The following is a 12,547-nucleotide window of genomic DNA, read 5'->3' as shown; positions in this document are numbered from 1 at the left end:
AAGAGGCCAGCACAGGCAATACAAAGCTTCAGGGCCGCTCAGCCACCGAGTGGTCGTCCGCCACCGGCGTCCCCCGCCCGGCTTCCTGATGCCACTGCAGGGCGATCAGGATCAGCGTAGGCACCCCCAGCAGCGCCGTGATCAGGAAGAAGTCGTGGTAGCCGAACTTCTCCACAATAACGCCCGAATACCCGCCAATCAGCCGCGGCAACAGCAGCATGATCGAACTGAGCAGCGCGTACTGGGTCGCCGAGAACTTCAGGTTGGTCAGGCTTGACAGGTAGGCGACAAAGGCCGAGGTAGCCATGCCGGAGCTGAAGTTGTCCAGTGAGATGGTCACCACCAGCATTTCCAGGTTCGGCCCCATGTCAGCCAGCATCAGGAACAGGATGTTGGTGCCGGCAGAGGCTACGCCGCCGATGAACAGGATGGGCATGATGCCGAAGCGTACGATCAGCAGGCCGCCAACCCCGGCGCCGACCAGGGTCATGATCAGGCCGAAGATCTTGCTGACGCTGGCAATCTGGTCCTTGGTGAAGCCCATGTCGATATAGAACACGTTGGCCATCACCCCCATCACCGTGTCCGACATGCGATAGGTGGCGATCAGGCCTAGCAGCAGCAGAGCCTGCCAGCGGTAGCGGGTGATGAAGTCGTTGATCGGGGTCAGCACGGGGGCCAGGCCGCGACGGCCGAGGCTCGACAGGCAGGCCCAGGACAGCAGCACGTAGAGGATCAGGCGCAGGAAGGCGCGGTCTTCCAGCAGCAGGTCGAGCGGCGTGGCATCACCGGAGATCACGCTGGACCAACCGGTATTGAACATCTGGGTGAAGCTGGCCGGTACCGAGACCAGCAGGATGATCAGCACGAACACCGAGGCCATCTGGTGCACCAGCCCGTAGCGCGCTGCCGATAGCTGGGTGCGCATGGGCACTGATGGTTCGCGCATGACCAACGTGGTGAACAGGGCGGGCAGCATCATCACCCCGAACATCACGTACGTGCCGGCCCAGGCCTTGTGCAGGTAGCTGAAGCCGGTAGAGCCGAACCACTCGGCGAAGAACAGGGCACCGGCCGTGGCGAGCAAGGCAGCCACCCGGTAGCCGGCCATGTAACTGGCTGCGAGCGCGGCCTGGCGCTGGTCATCAGCGATTTCCAGGCGGTAGGCGTCGACAGCGATGTCCTGGGTAGCCGAGGCGAAGGCCACCAGTACGGCCATGGCGATCAGCCAGGAGAGATGCTGTTGCGGGTCGCACAGGCTCATGCCGACCAGCCCGATCACCACCAGTGCTTGCGACAACAGCAGCCACGAACGCCGGCGCCCGAGGCCGCCAAGCAGCGGCAAGCGCCATTGGTCGAGCAGCGGTGACCAGACCCACTTGAAGGCGTAGGCCAAGCCAATCAGGCTGGCATAACCGATGGTTTCACGGGCAACGCCGGCTTCGCGCAACCATACCGACAGGGTCGAGAACACCAGCATGTAGGGTAGGCCGGCGGCGAAACCGAGTAGCAAAAGTACCAATGTTGACGGGCTGGCATAGGCAGCAAGCGCAGCGCGCCAGGTTTTACGGGGCATGGGCCAACATCTGCCTCAAGTTTTCGAAAACAAAGCGCGCACTCTAACCGCTGTGCTCCATTGGGCGCCAGCCATGGCGCGTCATATCCACACGATTGTTGCTTACATTCACACCTTCTGCGCGTAACCGCGCCCGTTGTTCATCGCCCGACGGGGTGCCCAGCGCCAGGCTCAGCCGGCCACCTGCACCAAGCACCCGGTGCCAAGGCAGGCGTGTGTCTGCAGGCAACTGCCCCAGGGTGCGCCCAACCCAGCGCGCCGCACGGCCAAGCCCGGCCAGTTCGGCCAGTTGGCCATAGCTCACGACCTTGCCGGGTGGCACCTGGCCCAGTACTGAATACAGCGCCGTTCGTCGGCCCTCGGCCGAATCGAGGGCGTGCTCATATCCATCAGACATCTCGCCCGCCTTGGGCTGCAGATGAAACCGGACCGGTGGTCTGGTAAATGAGAGTTGAACTCAACGGCATACTCCCGGTCTGTCCTTGCTCTGGTCGTGGGTATCTGGATAATGCCCGGCTTTTTCGTCAAATCGAACCCATAGTCCGCAAACAAAGCCCGTTTATGAATTCTAGATCCTTGTTGTGCCTTCTTGCTGTTTCCCTGTGTGCCTCTCCGGTGTGGGCCGACACTGTGTGGATGAAGAACGGTGATCGGCTAAGTGGCAAGATCAAGGTATTCGACGGCGGCAAGCTGCTGCTGGAAACCCCTTATGGCGGGTCCATCGCCCTGGACTGGAAACAGGTCCAGACGCTGGAAAGCGACCAGGAGATGCTGGTCAAGCAGGACGCCTACAGCGGAGAGAAAGCCAAGTCGCTCAAGGCGGCAGAGGCAGGCAAGGTTACCTTGGCCAATGGCGATTCACCGAAGACGGTGGCGCTGGCCAGCATCGAGCAGATCATGAAGCCCAAGCCGCTGGTCGAGGATTTCGTGTGGAAAGGTAATGTCGACGTGGCGCTGGACTACAAGCGCGCCGAGAACGACACCGACGATTATGACGTGGGCTTCAAGACCACTGCCCGCCATGGCCGCTGGCGGCACAACGCCGAGGGTGAGTACAACCGCGAGACCAAGGACGACGTCACCACCACCAACAACTGGAGCGCCGAGTACGCGCTGGACCGCTTCATTACCGATAAGTGGTTCTGGCAGGGGCGTGCGGAGTACAAGCGCGATCACATCGAAGACCTGGCCCGCCAGCGCACCGTGGGTACCGGCCCGGGTTACCAGTTCTGGGACGATGAGCTGGGTGCGTTCTCGCTGGGCTCACTGATCAACCGCACTGATTTCGAGTACCGGGACGGCGGCAAGGATAATTTCTATTCTGCGGCCGTGAAGTGGGATTACACCCGCTACCTGATCGGCAAGAACGTGCAGCTGTTCACCAACGGCGAGTTCGCCAAGCCGCTGGGTGGCGTGGCCGACTACTCGCTGGATGCCGAGGTTGGCCTGCGCTACAAGGTCACCGAGTGGGCCTCGCTCAACCTCAAGGCGGAGAAGGATATCATCACGGGCACGCGTGAGAGTGACCTGGACAAGACACGCTATACCGCGGGCTTTGGCGTTACCTGGTAAGGCGTCTGGATGCAGGTCAGTGGCACAGGCAGCTGATAATGCTTATCTTGTCCCCGACCCGTCCGCCAGGAGCCGCCCTCAAGTGAGTACCAACGCCATTCGCCCCGCCCGGGAACTGCTGCTCAAGGAATACCGCGGCGTGCTTTCGACACATTCCAGGTCGATGCCTGGCTACCCCTTCGGTTCGGTCGTGCCGTACTGCCTGGACGCCCAGGGCAACCCGCTGATCCTGATCAGCCGCATTGCCCAGCACACCCACAACCTGCAGAAGGACCCCAAGTGTTCGCTGCTGGTGGGGGAGCGCGAGGCTGAGGATGTGCAGGCGGTAGGGCGCCTGACGGTAATGGCCGAAGCGCACAAGCTGGTCGAAGAGGCCGTCATCGAGGCCGCCGCCGAACGCTATTACCGCTATTTCCCGGACGCGGCCAACTATCACAAGGCCCACGACTTCGATTTCTGGGTGCTGCAACCGGTGCGCCACCGCTACATCGGCGGCTTTGGTGCGATCCACTGGCTTGACCATGTCACCTTGGCCAACCCGTTCGCGGGCAAGGCCGAGGGGAGCATGATCGAACACATGAACAGCGATCACGCCAGTGCCATTGCCCACTACGTCGAATTGACCGGGTTGCCACAGCACGTACCAGCGCAGATGGTTGGGGTAGACAGCGAAGGCATGCACCTGCGCATCGGCCAGGCAGTGCACTGGCTGCCTTTCCCCACTACTTGCAACACGCCGACACAAGTCCGCGAGGCCTTGGTTTTGCTGGCTCGCGCCGACCATTGGCCGCTTGTGATGCAAGCCGAGGGTTGAAATCCGGAGCGCAGGCATCCATTTGAGGTCTTATTGGAAGGTTATCTTCCGTCGAGGAACCCTTGATGCGTGCTTTTCTACTGCTGTTTCTGATTTTTCCTGTGCTGGAGCTGTTCGTCTTCGTGAAGGTCAGCGCGGCTATCGGTTTCTTCCCGGCGTTGCTGCTGATCATCGCCGGCTCCGCCCTGGGCGTATTGGTCATGCGGGTGGCCGGCCTGGCGACTGCATTGCGCGCCCGTGAAAGCCTGCAGCGCGGTGAATTGCCCGCCGAGGACATGTTCCAGGGCATGATGCTGGCCGTGGGCGGTGGCCTGTTGTTGCTGCCCGGTTTCATCAGCGACGTGCTGGGTGTGCTGTGCCTGCTGCCATTCACCCGCCGCCTGGCGGCGCGCAAGATGCGCGAGCGTGCCGAGGCCCAGGCCATGCGCCAGCGTGCATTCCAGGATGACCCCTTCCAGGCGCAGCCGCGTGATGGCGGCCACCGCCCGAACGTGATCGAAGGCGAGTACGAGCGCCGCGACAAGTAAGAAGGACCGGGGCCGCGCAAGCGGCCCCGGTTTTTTTTTGGCCTGATGAAAAATTTTCTATCTCGAGCCTTGTAATCGGATGTGGCGGCCTCATGTATGTGGTCACCGCAAGGTTTCTGGTGGCAACACCAGACATTACACAGGTGGTTCGCTCACAGCGGGCCACCCCCGGCAACGCCGGACAGCATCAAAACCGCCGGTGTCGAACCGGCCGATGAAAACCACAATTTGGGAGAGATCGACAATGAAACTTCGTCCTCTGCATGACCGCGTAGTCATCCGTCGCAGCGAAGAAGAATCGAAAACCGCTGGCGGTATCGTCCTGCCGGGTTCGGCCGCTGAAAAACCAAACCGCGGCGAAGTTGTAGCCGTCGGCACCGGTCGCGTCCTGGACAACGGCGAAGTTCGCGCGCTGGCCGTGAAAGTGGGTGACAAAGTGGTTTTCGGCCCGTACTCGGGCAGCAACACCGTGAAAGTCGATGGCGAAGACCTGCTGGTCATGGCCGAGAACGAAATCCTCGCCGTTGTCGAAGGCTGATTTCCCCCGACTTCCCGTTACTCCAAAGTTTTTCAAGGATTAAACGATCATGGCTGCTAAAGACGTAAAATTTGGTGATTCCGCTCGTAAGAAAATGCTGGTTGGTGTCAACGTTCTGGCTGACGCGGTAAAAGCGACCCTGGGCCCGAAAGGCCGTAACGTGGTACTGGCCAAGAGCTTCGGCGCGCCGACCATCACCAAGGACGGCGTTTCCGTCGCCAAAGAAATCGAGCTGAAAGACGCTTTCGAAAACATGGGCGCCCAGCTGGTCAAGGAAGTTGCTTCCAAGGCCAACGACGCTGCCGGTGACGGCACCACCACCGCTACCGTTCTGGCTCAGGCCATCGTCAACGAAGGCCTGAAAGCCGTCGCTGCCGGCATGAACCCGATGGACCTGAAGCGCGGTATCGACAAGGCCACTGCTGCCGTCGTTGCCGAACTGAAGAACCTGTCCAAGCCATGCGCCGACTCCAAGGCCATCGCCCAGGTAGGTACCATCTCTGCCAACTCCGACAACTCCATCGGTGAAATCATCGCCGAAGCCATGGAAAAAGTCGGTAAAGAAGGCGTGATCACCGTTGAAGAAGGCTCGGGCCTGGAAAACGAACTGTCCGTCGTAGAAGGCATGCAGTTCGACCGCGGCTACCTGTCGCCGTACTTCGTCAACAAGCCGGACACCATGGTTGCCGAGCTGGAAGGCCCGCTGCTGCTGCTGGTCGACAAGAAAATCTCCAACATCCGTGAGCTGCTGCCAGTTCTGGAAGCCGTTGCCAAGGCCGGCCGCCCACTGCTGATCGTTGCCGAAGACGTTGAAGGTGAAGCGCTGGCTACCCTGGTAGTCAACAACATGCGCGGCATCGTCAAGGTTGCTGCAGTCAAGGCTCCGGGCTTCGGCGATCGCCGCAAGGCCATGCTGCAGGACATCGCTGTCCTGACTGGCGGCCAGGTCATCTCCGAAGAAATCGGCCTGTCCCTGGAAACCGCTACCCTGGAGCACCTGGGTAACGCCAAGCGCGTCATCCTGTCCAAGGAAAACACCACCATCATCGACGGTGCTGGCGCTGACACCGAGATCGAAGCACGCGTCAAGCAGATCCGTGCCCAGATCGAAGAAACTTCCTCGGACTACGACCGTGAGAAGCTGCAAGAGCGTCTGGCCAAGCTGGCTGGCGGTGTTGCCGTGATCAAGGTCGGTGCCGGCACCGAAGTTGAAATGAAAGAGAAGAAAGCCCGCGTTGAAGACGCCCTGCACGCTACCCGTGCAGCCGTTGAAGAAGGCGTGGTGCCTGGCGGTGGTGTTGCCCTGGTTCGCGCCCTGGCAGCCATCATCGACCTGAAAGGCGACAACGAAGACCAGAACGTCGGTATCGCGCTGCTGCGTCGCGCTGTTGAATCCCCGCTGCGCCAGATCACTGCCAACGCCGGTGATGAGCCAAGCGTGGTTGCTGACAAGGTCAAGCAGGGTTCGGGCAACTTTGGCTACAACGCCGCTACCGGTGAATACGGCGACATGATCGAGATGGGTATCCTGGACCCAGCCAAGGTCACTCGCTCGGCGCTGCAAGCTGCTGCTTCGATCGGCGGTCTGATGATCACCACCGAAGCCATGGTTGCCGACCTGCCGGAAGACAAGCCAGCTGCTGGCATGCCTGACATGGGCGGCATGGGTGGCATGGGCGGCATGATGTAAGCCAGCCTTACTCCCCGCACCATAAAAAAGCCCCGGTTCGCGAGAACCGGGGCTTTTTTTATTGCTGTGTCGGGGCCTCTTCGCAGCACAAGGCTGCGCTTGAGCCTTGTGCTGTGAAACGAGTGGATCAACCGACCAGCGGATCACCGACGTGCAGGATCTTCATGCCATTGGTGCCACCGATGGTGTGGTAGCTGTCACCCTTGGTCAGGATCACCCAGTCACCTTGCTCCACCAGGCCACGTTTGAGCAGTTCGTCGACCGCCGCCTGGCTCACCTTATCGGCCGGCAGCGCGGCCGGGTCGAAGGCAATCGGGTACACGCCACGGAACATCGAGGCGCGCGCCTGGGTGGCGCGGTGCGGCGACAGGGCGAAGATCGGTACATGCGAACGCAGGCGCGACATGATCAGCGGGGTGTAGCCGCTTTCGGTCAGGGCGATGATCGCCTTTACGCCCGGGAAGTGGTTGGCAGTGTACATGGCCGCCAAGGCGATGCTTTCGTCGCAGCGCTGGAAGGTGGTGTGCAGGCGATGGCTGGACTTCTGGCTGGTCGGGTGCTTTTCGGCACCCAGGCAGATGCGTGCCATGGCCTGGACAGCTTCGATCGGGTAGGAACCGGCGGCGCTTTCGGCCGACAGCATCACCGCATCGGTGTTGTCCAGCACGGCGTTGGCCACGTCGGACACTTCCGCGCGGGTCGGCATCGGGTTCTGGATCATCGACTCCATCATCTGGGTCGCCACGATCACGGCCTTGTTGTTGCGGCGGGCGTGCTGGATGATCTTCTTCTGGATAGCGATCAGCTCGGCGTCGCCGATTTCCACGCCCAGGTCACCACGGGCAACCATCACAGCGTCGGAGGCGGCGATCAGCTTGTCGAGGGTCTCGTCATCGGCCACCGCTTCGGCGCGTTCGATCTTGGCTACCAGCCAGGCGCTGCCGCCGGCTTCGTCACGCAGCTTGCGCGCGTATTCCATATCGCTGGCGTCACGCGGGAAGGATACGGCCAGGTAGTCCAGGTCCATTTCCGCAGCCAGTTTGATGTCGGCCTTGTCTTTTTCGGTCAGGGCCGGTGCGGTCAGGCCGCCACCTTTACGGTTGATGCCTTTGTGGTCCGACAGTGGGCCACCGATGATCACCACGCAGTGCAGGGCATCTGCAGTGGCGGTTTCGACGCGCATGACCACGCGGCCATCGTCGAGCAGCAGTTCGTCACCAACGCCGCAGTCCTTGACCAGGTCGGGGTAGTCGATACCGACGATGTCCTGGTTGCCTTCGGTCAGCGGGTGGGCGGTGGAGAAGGTGAACTTGTCACCGATCTTCAGTTCGATGCGCTTGTTGGCGAACTTGGCGATGCGGATCTTCGGACCCTGCAGGTCGCCCAGCAGTGCAACATGGCGGCCATTCTTGGCGGCGATGTCACGGATCAGGCGCGCGCGGGCCTTGTGCTCGTCCGGCGTGCCGTGGGAGAAGTTCAGACGTGCCACGTCCAGGCCGGCGAGGATCAGTTGTTCGATCACTTCCGGCGAGTTGCTGGCGGGGCCAAGGGTGGCGACGATTTTGGTGCGGCGGATGCTCATGCACAGACTCCTATAGTGAAGCGCAGCGAAAGGCTACTCCTGAATCTCGCTGTAGTCATTGTTCCGTTGCACTACCTGCAACCAAGGCAGGGTGGCATTTGAACGGGGCAGGGTATCCTTGCAAAAGGGTGTGAAGATTTGCAGGCAAACGCCGATACACTGGCATCAAAGGAGATCCCCATGCGAGCCCTGATCGTTTTAGCCTTGGCCGCCAGCGCCGTCGGCTGTACCCGCTGGTCCATGGACCACCATCTGAACAATGCCTACCGCGCCTACGACCGCGGCGATTGCGCACGGGTCATGCTCGAACTGTCGCAGGTTGATCGCACCAGCCGTGCCCGGCCGTTCATCCACCCCGAAGTGTCACTGCTGCGCGGCCAGTGCCTGGAGCGCCAGGCGTTGTACGTGGACGCGGCGCAAACCTATCAGTACCTTATCCAGCAGTACCCGGGCAACGAATATGCCTATCGCGCCCGGGCGCGCCTGCAGACCCTGGAAAAACTCGGTCATTTGCGCGGTGCAGAAACGGCCGTGGCCAACCCGGTGACGACCGTACCTTGGCGCTAACACAAAGGTGTGGTTTATTTCACGAGATTTGCTGCGCGTGCTGCGCTAATCTGTAACTCAGCTGTTACAACAACCGCCAGTACCTTGTATTCCTGGCATCAGGTACGGAATACACTCGCGATCATGTTCAACAAGCGCCACATCGAACGTCATCAACTACCTTGTGTCCTCAAGGTGTTCAACCGCTTTACCGGTCAGGAGATCGGCCAGCTAGGCAATGCCTCTGAAAATGGGTTGATGGTCATCAGCCAGCTGCCCGTGTTGGTCGGGCCTGATTACGAGCTGCAACTGCGTATGCCCCTGCCTGGCGGCGGGCACCAGTTCGTCAACCTCACGGCCAGTTGCCTGTGGTGCCGCGAGGACCAGACGCCTGGGCACTACGATTCGGGCTTTATGCTGCTGCAGTCTCCGCGCGAGTACGATGATTTCGTACGTTCGTTGCGCGACTATTTCAGTTTCCGCCCCGCCAACGCTCCCGTCTGAACGTTCATTTTTCAGAATCGCGCTAGAATCGGGTCGACCTTGACACAGGACGACCCCGTGACCTCCAGCATTTTCTGGCACGACTATGAAACCACCGGCATCAACCCGCGCTGTGATCGGCCGCTGCAGGTGGCCGGCCTGCGCACTGACTTCGACCTCAACGAAATCGACGAGCCAATCAGCCTTTATTGCCGACCGTCGGACGACATCCTGCCGCACCCGGCGGCCTGCCTGGTGACAGGCATTACGCCGCAACTGCTGGCGGAGCAGGGCCTGTGCGAAGCCGAGTTCATGACTCGCGTGCACGCCCAGCTGGCGCAACCGGGTACCTGTGGTGCCGGCTACAACACCCTGCGCTTCGACGATGAAGTGACCCGCTACAGCCTTTACCGCAACTTTTTCGACCCCTATGCCCGTGAATGGCAGGGAGGCAATAGCCGCTGGGACCTGATCGACATTGTGCGCACCGCCTATGCCCTGCGCCCGGAAGGCATTGAATGGCCGCAGCAGGACGGGCGCACCAGCCTGCGTCTGGAGCTGCTGAGCAAGGCCAATGGCATTGACCACGGTCATGCCCACGAAGCGCTTTCCGACGTGCGGGCAACCATTGCCTTGGCTCGCCTGATTCGGCAGAAACAACCCAAGTTGTATGACTGGCTGTTTCAACTGCGCAGCAAGCATAAAGTGATGGAGCAGGTCCGTCTGTTGCAGCCACTGGTGCATATATCCGGGCGTTTTTCGGCGGCGCGCAGTTACCTGGGGGTGGTATTGCCACTGGCCTGGCACCCGCGTAATCGCAATGCACTGATTGTCTGCGACCTGCATCAGGAAACCCTACCGTTACTGCGGGAAAGTGCTGAAGTTTTGCGTCAGCGCTTGTACACCCGGCATGATGAATTGGCCGAAGGTGAATTACCGGTACCGCTCAAATTGGTGCAGATCAATCGTTGCCCGGTAGTGGCGCCGCTGTCGGTATTGCGCCCGGTCGATCAACAACGATTGGGCCTGGACTTGACGTTGTTACAATCGCGCGGCGAACAATTGGCCAATCAACAGGCGCAATGGCAAGAAAAGCTGGAGCACATCTATGGCAAGGACGAGTTCGCCCCGAGCGAGGACCCGGAACAGCAGTTGTATGAGGGTTTTATAGGTGACCGCGACCGGCGCTTATGCGAGCAAGTTCGTGCGCTGGAACCGGCGCAGTTGAGCCATGGCCACTGGATGTTCGATGATCCGCGTTTGCCGGAGCTGTTGTTCCGCTACCGGGCACGTAACTTCCCTGAAACCTTGACCCCCGAAGAGCGGCAACGTTGGTATGGCTTCTGCCAACAGCGCCTGAGCGAACCGCAGTGGGGGGCGCCGAATACCTTGGGCGACTTCGAAAAGGCGCGCCAGCAAGCCTGGGAGGGCGCCGACGAGGCAGGCAGGCGAGTGTTGGAGGCTTGGCAAATGCATGCCCGACAATTGCAGGAACACTATTCCATCGGCTGATGGCAGGAAAACAAAAACGCCGGCAGTGTGCCGGCGTTTTTGTTGTGCGAAGCAAGAGGCGTATGCGGATAATCAGTCCAGCAGGGTTGCCCAGCTTTCAACCACATCGCCGCCCCAAGTGGCTTTCCACTCTTTCAGGGTCTTGTGGTTGCCGCCTTTGGTTTCGATCACTTCACCGTTGTGCGGGTTCTTGTATTGCTTGACCTTGCGTGCGCGCTTGGTGGCGGTAGTCTTGACCGAACCACGAGGTGCCTTGCTCAGTTTCGATTCTGGATCGAGCAGGGCAATCACGTCGCGCAGCGACTTGGAGTACTCGCCCATCAGTGTGCGCAGTTTGCCTTCGAACTCCAGTTCTTTCTTCAGCTTGTCATCCTGCGACAGATTGGCCAGGCGGGCCTGAAGTTCCTTGATGGCTTCTTCGGTGGCGCGGTACTCGTTGATCAGGGACATGGAGTGTTCCTTAATGCGTGTTCAGAAATGTGTGGGGCAATAATAGACAGCCCATACTCGCAAGTAAACATAAGATTGGGCAATTAACTGTTAATTAAGCTGTGACAGCATTTCTCTACGTGAACAAATTTTTACATATGCCCCGTGCGTTTCCTCTTGTCTGTCAGGCAGCGCCCGTGTGGCGTTTTCGGGCTTGCATATGCCATCGCGGTAACGATCAATACTGTGTTTTTTCTGGCGGACCGCTAGAATAGGCGCCTTTGCGAAGTTCTGGAGTCTCATTCATGCGCACCTATCGTCTGGTGATCGCCTGCCCCGACCGTGTAGGCATCGTGGCGAAAGTCAGTAATTTCCTGGCCTTGTACAATGGCTGGATCAACGAAGCCAGCCACCACTCCGATGAGCAGAGCGGTTGGTTCTTCATGCGTCATGAAATCCGCGCTGAATCGCTGCCGTTCGGTATCGAAGCCTTCCGTGAGGCGTTTGCGCCGATCGCCGAAGAGTTCTCCATGACCTGGCGCATTACCGACTCGGCTCAGAAAAAACGCGTGGTATTGATGGCCAGCCGTGAGTCGCACTGCCTGGCAGACTTGCTGCACCGCTGGCACACCGATGAGCTGGACTGCGAGATCCCTTGCGTGATTTCCAACCACAACGACCTGCGCAGCATGGTCGAGTGGCACGGTATTCCGTTCTTCCATGTACCGGTCGACCCCAAAGACAAGGCCCCGGCCTTTGCCGAAGTGTCGCGCCTGGTGCAGGAGCATGCCGCCGACGTCGTGGTGCTGGCCCGCTACATGCAGATCCTGCCGCCACAACTGTGCCGGGACTATGCCGAGAAGGTGATCAACATCCATCACAGCTTCCTGCCGTCGTTCGTCGGCGCCAAGCCTTACCACCAGGCCGCCCTGCGTGGGGTGAAGCTGATCGGCGCGACGTGCCACTACGTCACCGAAGAGCTGGATGCCGGCCCGATCATCGAGCAGGATGTGGTGCGTGTCAGCCATGCCGACAGCATCGAGGACATGGTCCGCTTCGGCCGTGATGTGGAGAAGATGGTGCTGGCCCGTGGCCTGCGTTATCACCTGGAGGACCGCGTGCTGGTGCATGGTAACAAGACTGTGGTGTTCGACTGACATCGTGCGGCTTGCTGTGAGATTCCGGGCTGCTGCGCAGCCCTGTCACGACAGGGGCGCAGAGCGCCCCGGCAATCCTGGGTGAAACGGCAATGACCAAGCAACGCAACAACCCCGTCGC

General features: G+C 60.4%; 13 protein-coding genes. 9 read left to right on the top strand and 4 right to left on the bottom strand.

The window, feature by feature from the left end; all coding sequences use genetic code 11:
- Nucleotides 1-28 precede the first annotated feature (28 nt).
- Both ACF8FB_RS04265 and ACF8FB_RS04260 read right to left on the bottom strand, forming a co-directional pair.
- Nucleotides 29-1,576, bottom strand: coding sequence for an AmpG family muropeptide MFS transporter (locus ACF8FB_RS04265; RefSeq protein WP_350298613.1), 1,548 nt, complete (start codon nucleotides 1,574-1,576; stop codon nucleotides 29-31).
- 43 nt (nucleotides 1,577-1,619) lie between these two features.
- Entirely contained in the window at nucleotides 1,620-1,973 is a 354-nt protein-coding gene (locus tag ACF8FB_RS04260; protein ID WP_010952470.1) for an MGMT family protein, read from the bottom strand.
- A 164-nt stretch (nucleotides 1,974-2,137) separates the two neighbouring features.
- Between ACF8FB_RS04260 and ACF8FB_RS04255 the strand changes: the two genes are divergently transcribed.
- From ACF8FB_RS04255 to groL, 5 genes are all read left to right on the top strand, one after another.
- Nucleotides 2,138-3,148, top strand: a complete 1,011-nt coding sequence (locus ACF8FB_RS04255) for a DUF481 domain-containing protein (protein WP_049587343.1) — start codon at nucleotides 2,138-2,140, stop codon at nucleotides 3,146-3,148.
- A gap of 82 nt (nucleotides 3,149-3,230) precedes the next feature.
- Nucleotides 3,231-3,962, top strand: coding sequence for a HugZ family protein (locus tag ACF8FB_RS04250; protein ID WP_049587345.1), 732 nt, complete (start codon nucleotides 3,231-3,233; stop codon nucleotides 3,960-3,962).
- A 65-nt stretch (nucleotides 3,963-4,027) separates the two neighbouring features.
- Nucleotides 4,028-4,489 carry an FxsA family protein gene (locus tag ACF8FB_RS04245; protein WP_003251903.1) on the top strand — a complete coding sequence of 154 codons (462 nt, stop codon included), beginning with the start codon at nucleotides 4,028-4,030 and terminating at the stop codon, nucleotides 4,487-4,489.
- A gap of 244 nt (nucleotides 4,490-4,733) precedes the next feature.
- Nucleotides 4,734-5,027: a co-chaperone GroES gene (locus tag ACF8FB_RS04240; RefSeq protein WP_003251905.1), complete on the top strand. Its 294-nt coding sequence runs from the start codon at nucleotides 4,734-4,736 to the stop codon at nucleotides 5,025-5,027.
- A 49-nt stretch (nucleotides 5,028-5,076) separates the two neighbouring features.
- Complete coding sequence (gene groL / locus ACF8FB_RS04235; RefSeq protein ID WP_010952474.1) at nucleotides 5,077-6,717, top strand: chaperonin GroEL; 1,641 nt, start codon at nucleotides 5,077-5,079, stop codon at nucleotides 6,715-6,717.
- Between the two features lie 127 nt (nucleotides 6,718-6,844).
- On the opposite strand, the gene pyk is transcribed toward groL, so the two are convergent.
- Nucleotides 6,845-8,299 carry a pyruvate kinase gene (pyk, locus tag ACF8FB_RS04230; RefSeq protein ID WP_003251912.1) on the bottom strand — a complete coding sequence of 485 codons (1,455 nt, stop codon included), beginning with the start codon at nucleotides 8,297-8,299 and terminating at the stop codon, nucleotides 6,845-6,847.
- A 180-nt stretch (nucleotides 8,300-8,479) separates the two neighbouring features.
- Here pyk and ACF8FB_RS04225 point away from each other — a divergent pair, with 180 nt between their 5' ends.
- From ACF8FB_RS04225 to sbcB, 3 genes are all read left to right on the top strand, one after another.
- Nucleotides 8,480-8,866 carry a hypothetical protein gene (locus ACF8FB_RS04225; protein WP_003251914.1) on the top strand — a complete coding sequence of 129 codons (387 nt, stop codon included), beginning with the start codon at nucleotides 8,480-8,482 and terminating at the stop codon, nucleotides 8,864-8,866.
- Nucleotides 8,867-8,989: 123 nt separating this feature from the next.
- Nucleotides 8,990-9,349: a PilZ domain-containing protein gene (locus ACF8FB_RS04220; RefSeq protein ID WP_012053641.1), complete on the top strand. Its 360-nt coding sequence runs from the start codon at nucleotides 8,990-8,992 to the stop codon at nucleotides 9,347-9,349.
- Between the two features lie 57 nt (nucleotides 9,350-9,406).
- Nucleotides 9,407-10,840, top strand: a complete 1,434-nt coding sequence (sbcB, locus tag ACF8FB_RS04215; RefSeq protein WP_392511057.1) for an exodeoxyribonuclease I — start codon at nucleotides 9,407-9,409, stop codon at nucleotides 10,838-10,840.
- Between the two features lie 72 nt (nucleotides 10,841-10,912).
- Here the strand turns inward: sbcB and mvaT are convergent, their stop codons facing one another.
- Nucleotides 10,913-11,290 carry a histone-like nucleoid-structuring protein MvaT gene (gene mvaT, locus ACF8FB_RS04210; RefSeq protein ID WP_003251920.1) on the bottom strand — a complete coding sequence of 126 codons (378 nt, stop codon included), beginning with the start codon at nucleotides 11,288-11,290 and terminating at the stop codon, nucleotides 10,913-10,915.
- Nucleotides 11,291-11,574: 284 nt separating this feature from the next.
- Here mvaT and purU point away from each other — a divergent pair, with 284 nt between their 5' ends.
- Nucleotides 11,575-12,426, top strand: a complete 852-nt coding sequence (gene purU / locus ACF8FB_RS04205; protein WP_003251921.1) for a formyltetrahydrofolate deformylase — start codon at nucleotides 11,575-11,577, stop codon at nucleotides 12,424-12,426.
- Nucleotides 12,427-12,547 lie beyond the last annotated feature (121 nt).

Source organism: Pseudomonas sp. yb_2 (assembly GCF_043103905.1).
Lineage (GTDB): Bacteria > Pseudomonadota > Gammaproteobacteria > Pseudomonadales > Pseudomonadaceae > Aquipseudomonas > Aquipseudomonas alloputida.
The sequence above is the reverse complement of the archived record's forward strand: the minus strand, read 5'-3'. Positions and strand labels throughout refer to the sequence as shown.

Coding starts and splice junctions, on each gene's coding strand:
- ACF8FB_RS04265 (WP_350298613.1), bottom strand. CDS start 1,576: ATGCCCCGTAAAACCTGGCGCGCTGCGCTTGCTGCCTATGCCAGCCCG.
- ACF8FB_RS04260 (WP_010952470.1), bottom strand. CDS start 1,973: ATGTCTGATGGATATGAGCACGCCCTCGATTCGGCCGAGGGCCGACGA.
- ACF8FB_RS04255 (WP_049587343.1), top strand. CDS start 2,138: ATGAATTCTAGATCCTTGTTGTGCCTTCTTGCTGTTTCCCTGTGTGCC.
- ACF8FB_RS04245 (WP_003251903.1), top strand. CDS start 4,028: ATGCGTGCTTTTCTACTGCTGTTTCTGATTTTTCCTGTGCTGGAGCTG.
- ACF8FB_RS04240 (WP_003251905.1), top strand. CDS start 4,734: ATGAAACTTCGTCCTCTGCATGACCGCGTAGTCATCCGTCGCAGCGAA.
- groL (WP_010952474.1), top strand. CDS start 5,077: ATGGCTGCTAAAGACGTAAAATTTGGTGATTCCGCTCGTAAGAAAATG.
- pyk (WP_003251912.1), bottom strand. CDS start 8,299: ATGAGCATCCGCCGCACCAAAATCGTCGCCACCCTTGGCCCCGCCAGC.
- ACF8FB_RS04225 (WP_003251914.1), top strand. CDS start 8,480: ATGCGAGCCCTGATCGTTTTAGCCTTGGCCGCCAGCGCCGTCGGCTGT.
- ACF8FB_RS04220 (WP_012053641.1), top strand. CDS start 8,990: ATGTTCAACAAGCGCCACATCGAACGTCATCAACTACCTTGTGTCCTC.
- mvaT (WP_003251920.1), bottom strand. CDS start 11,290: ATGTCCCTGATCAACGAGTACCGCGCCACCGAAGAAGCCATCAAGGAA.
- purU (WP_003251921.1), top strand. CDS start 11,575: ATGCGCACCTATCGTCTGGTGATCGCCTGCCCCGACCGTGTAGGCATC.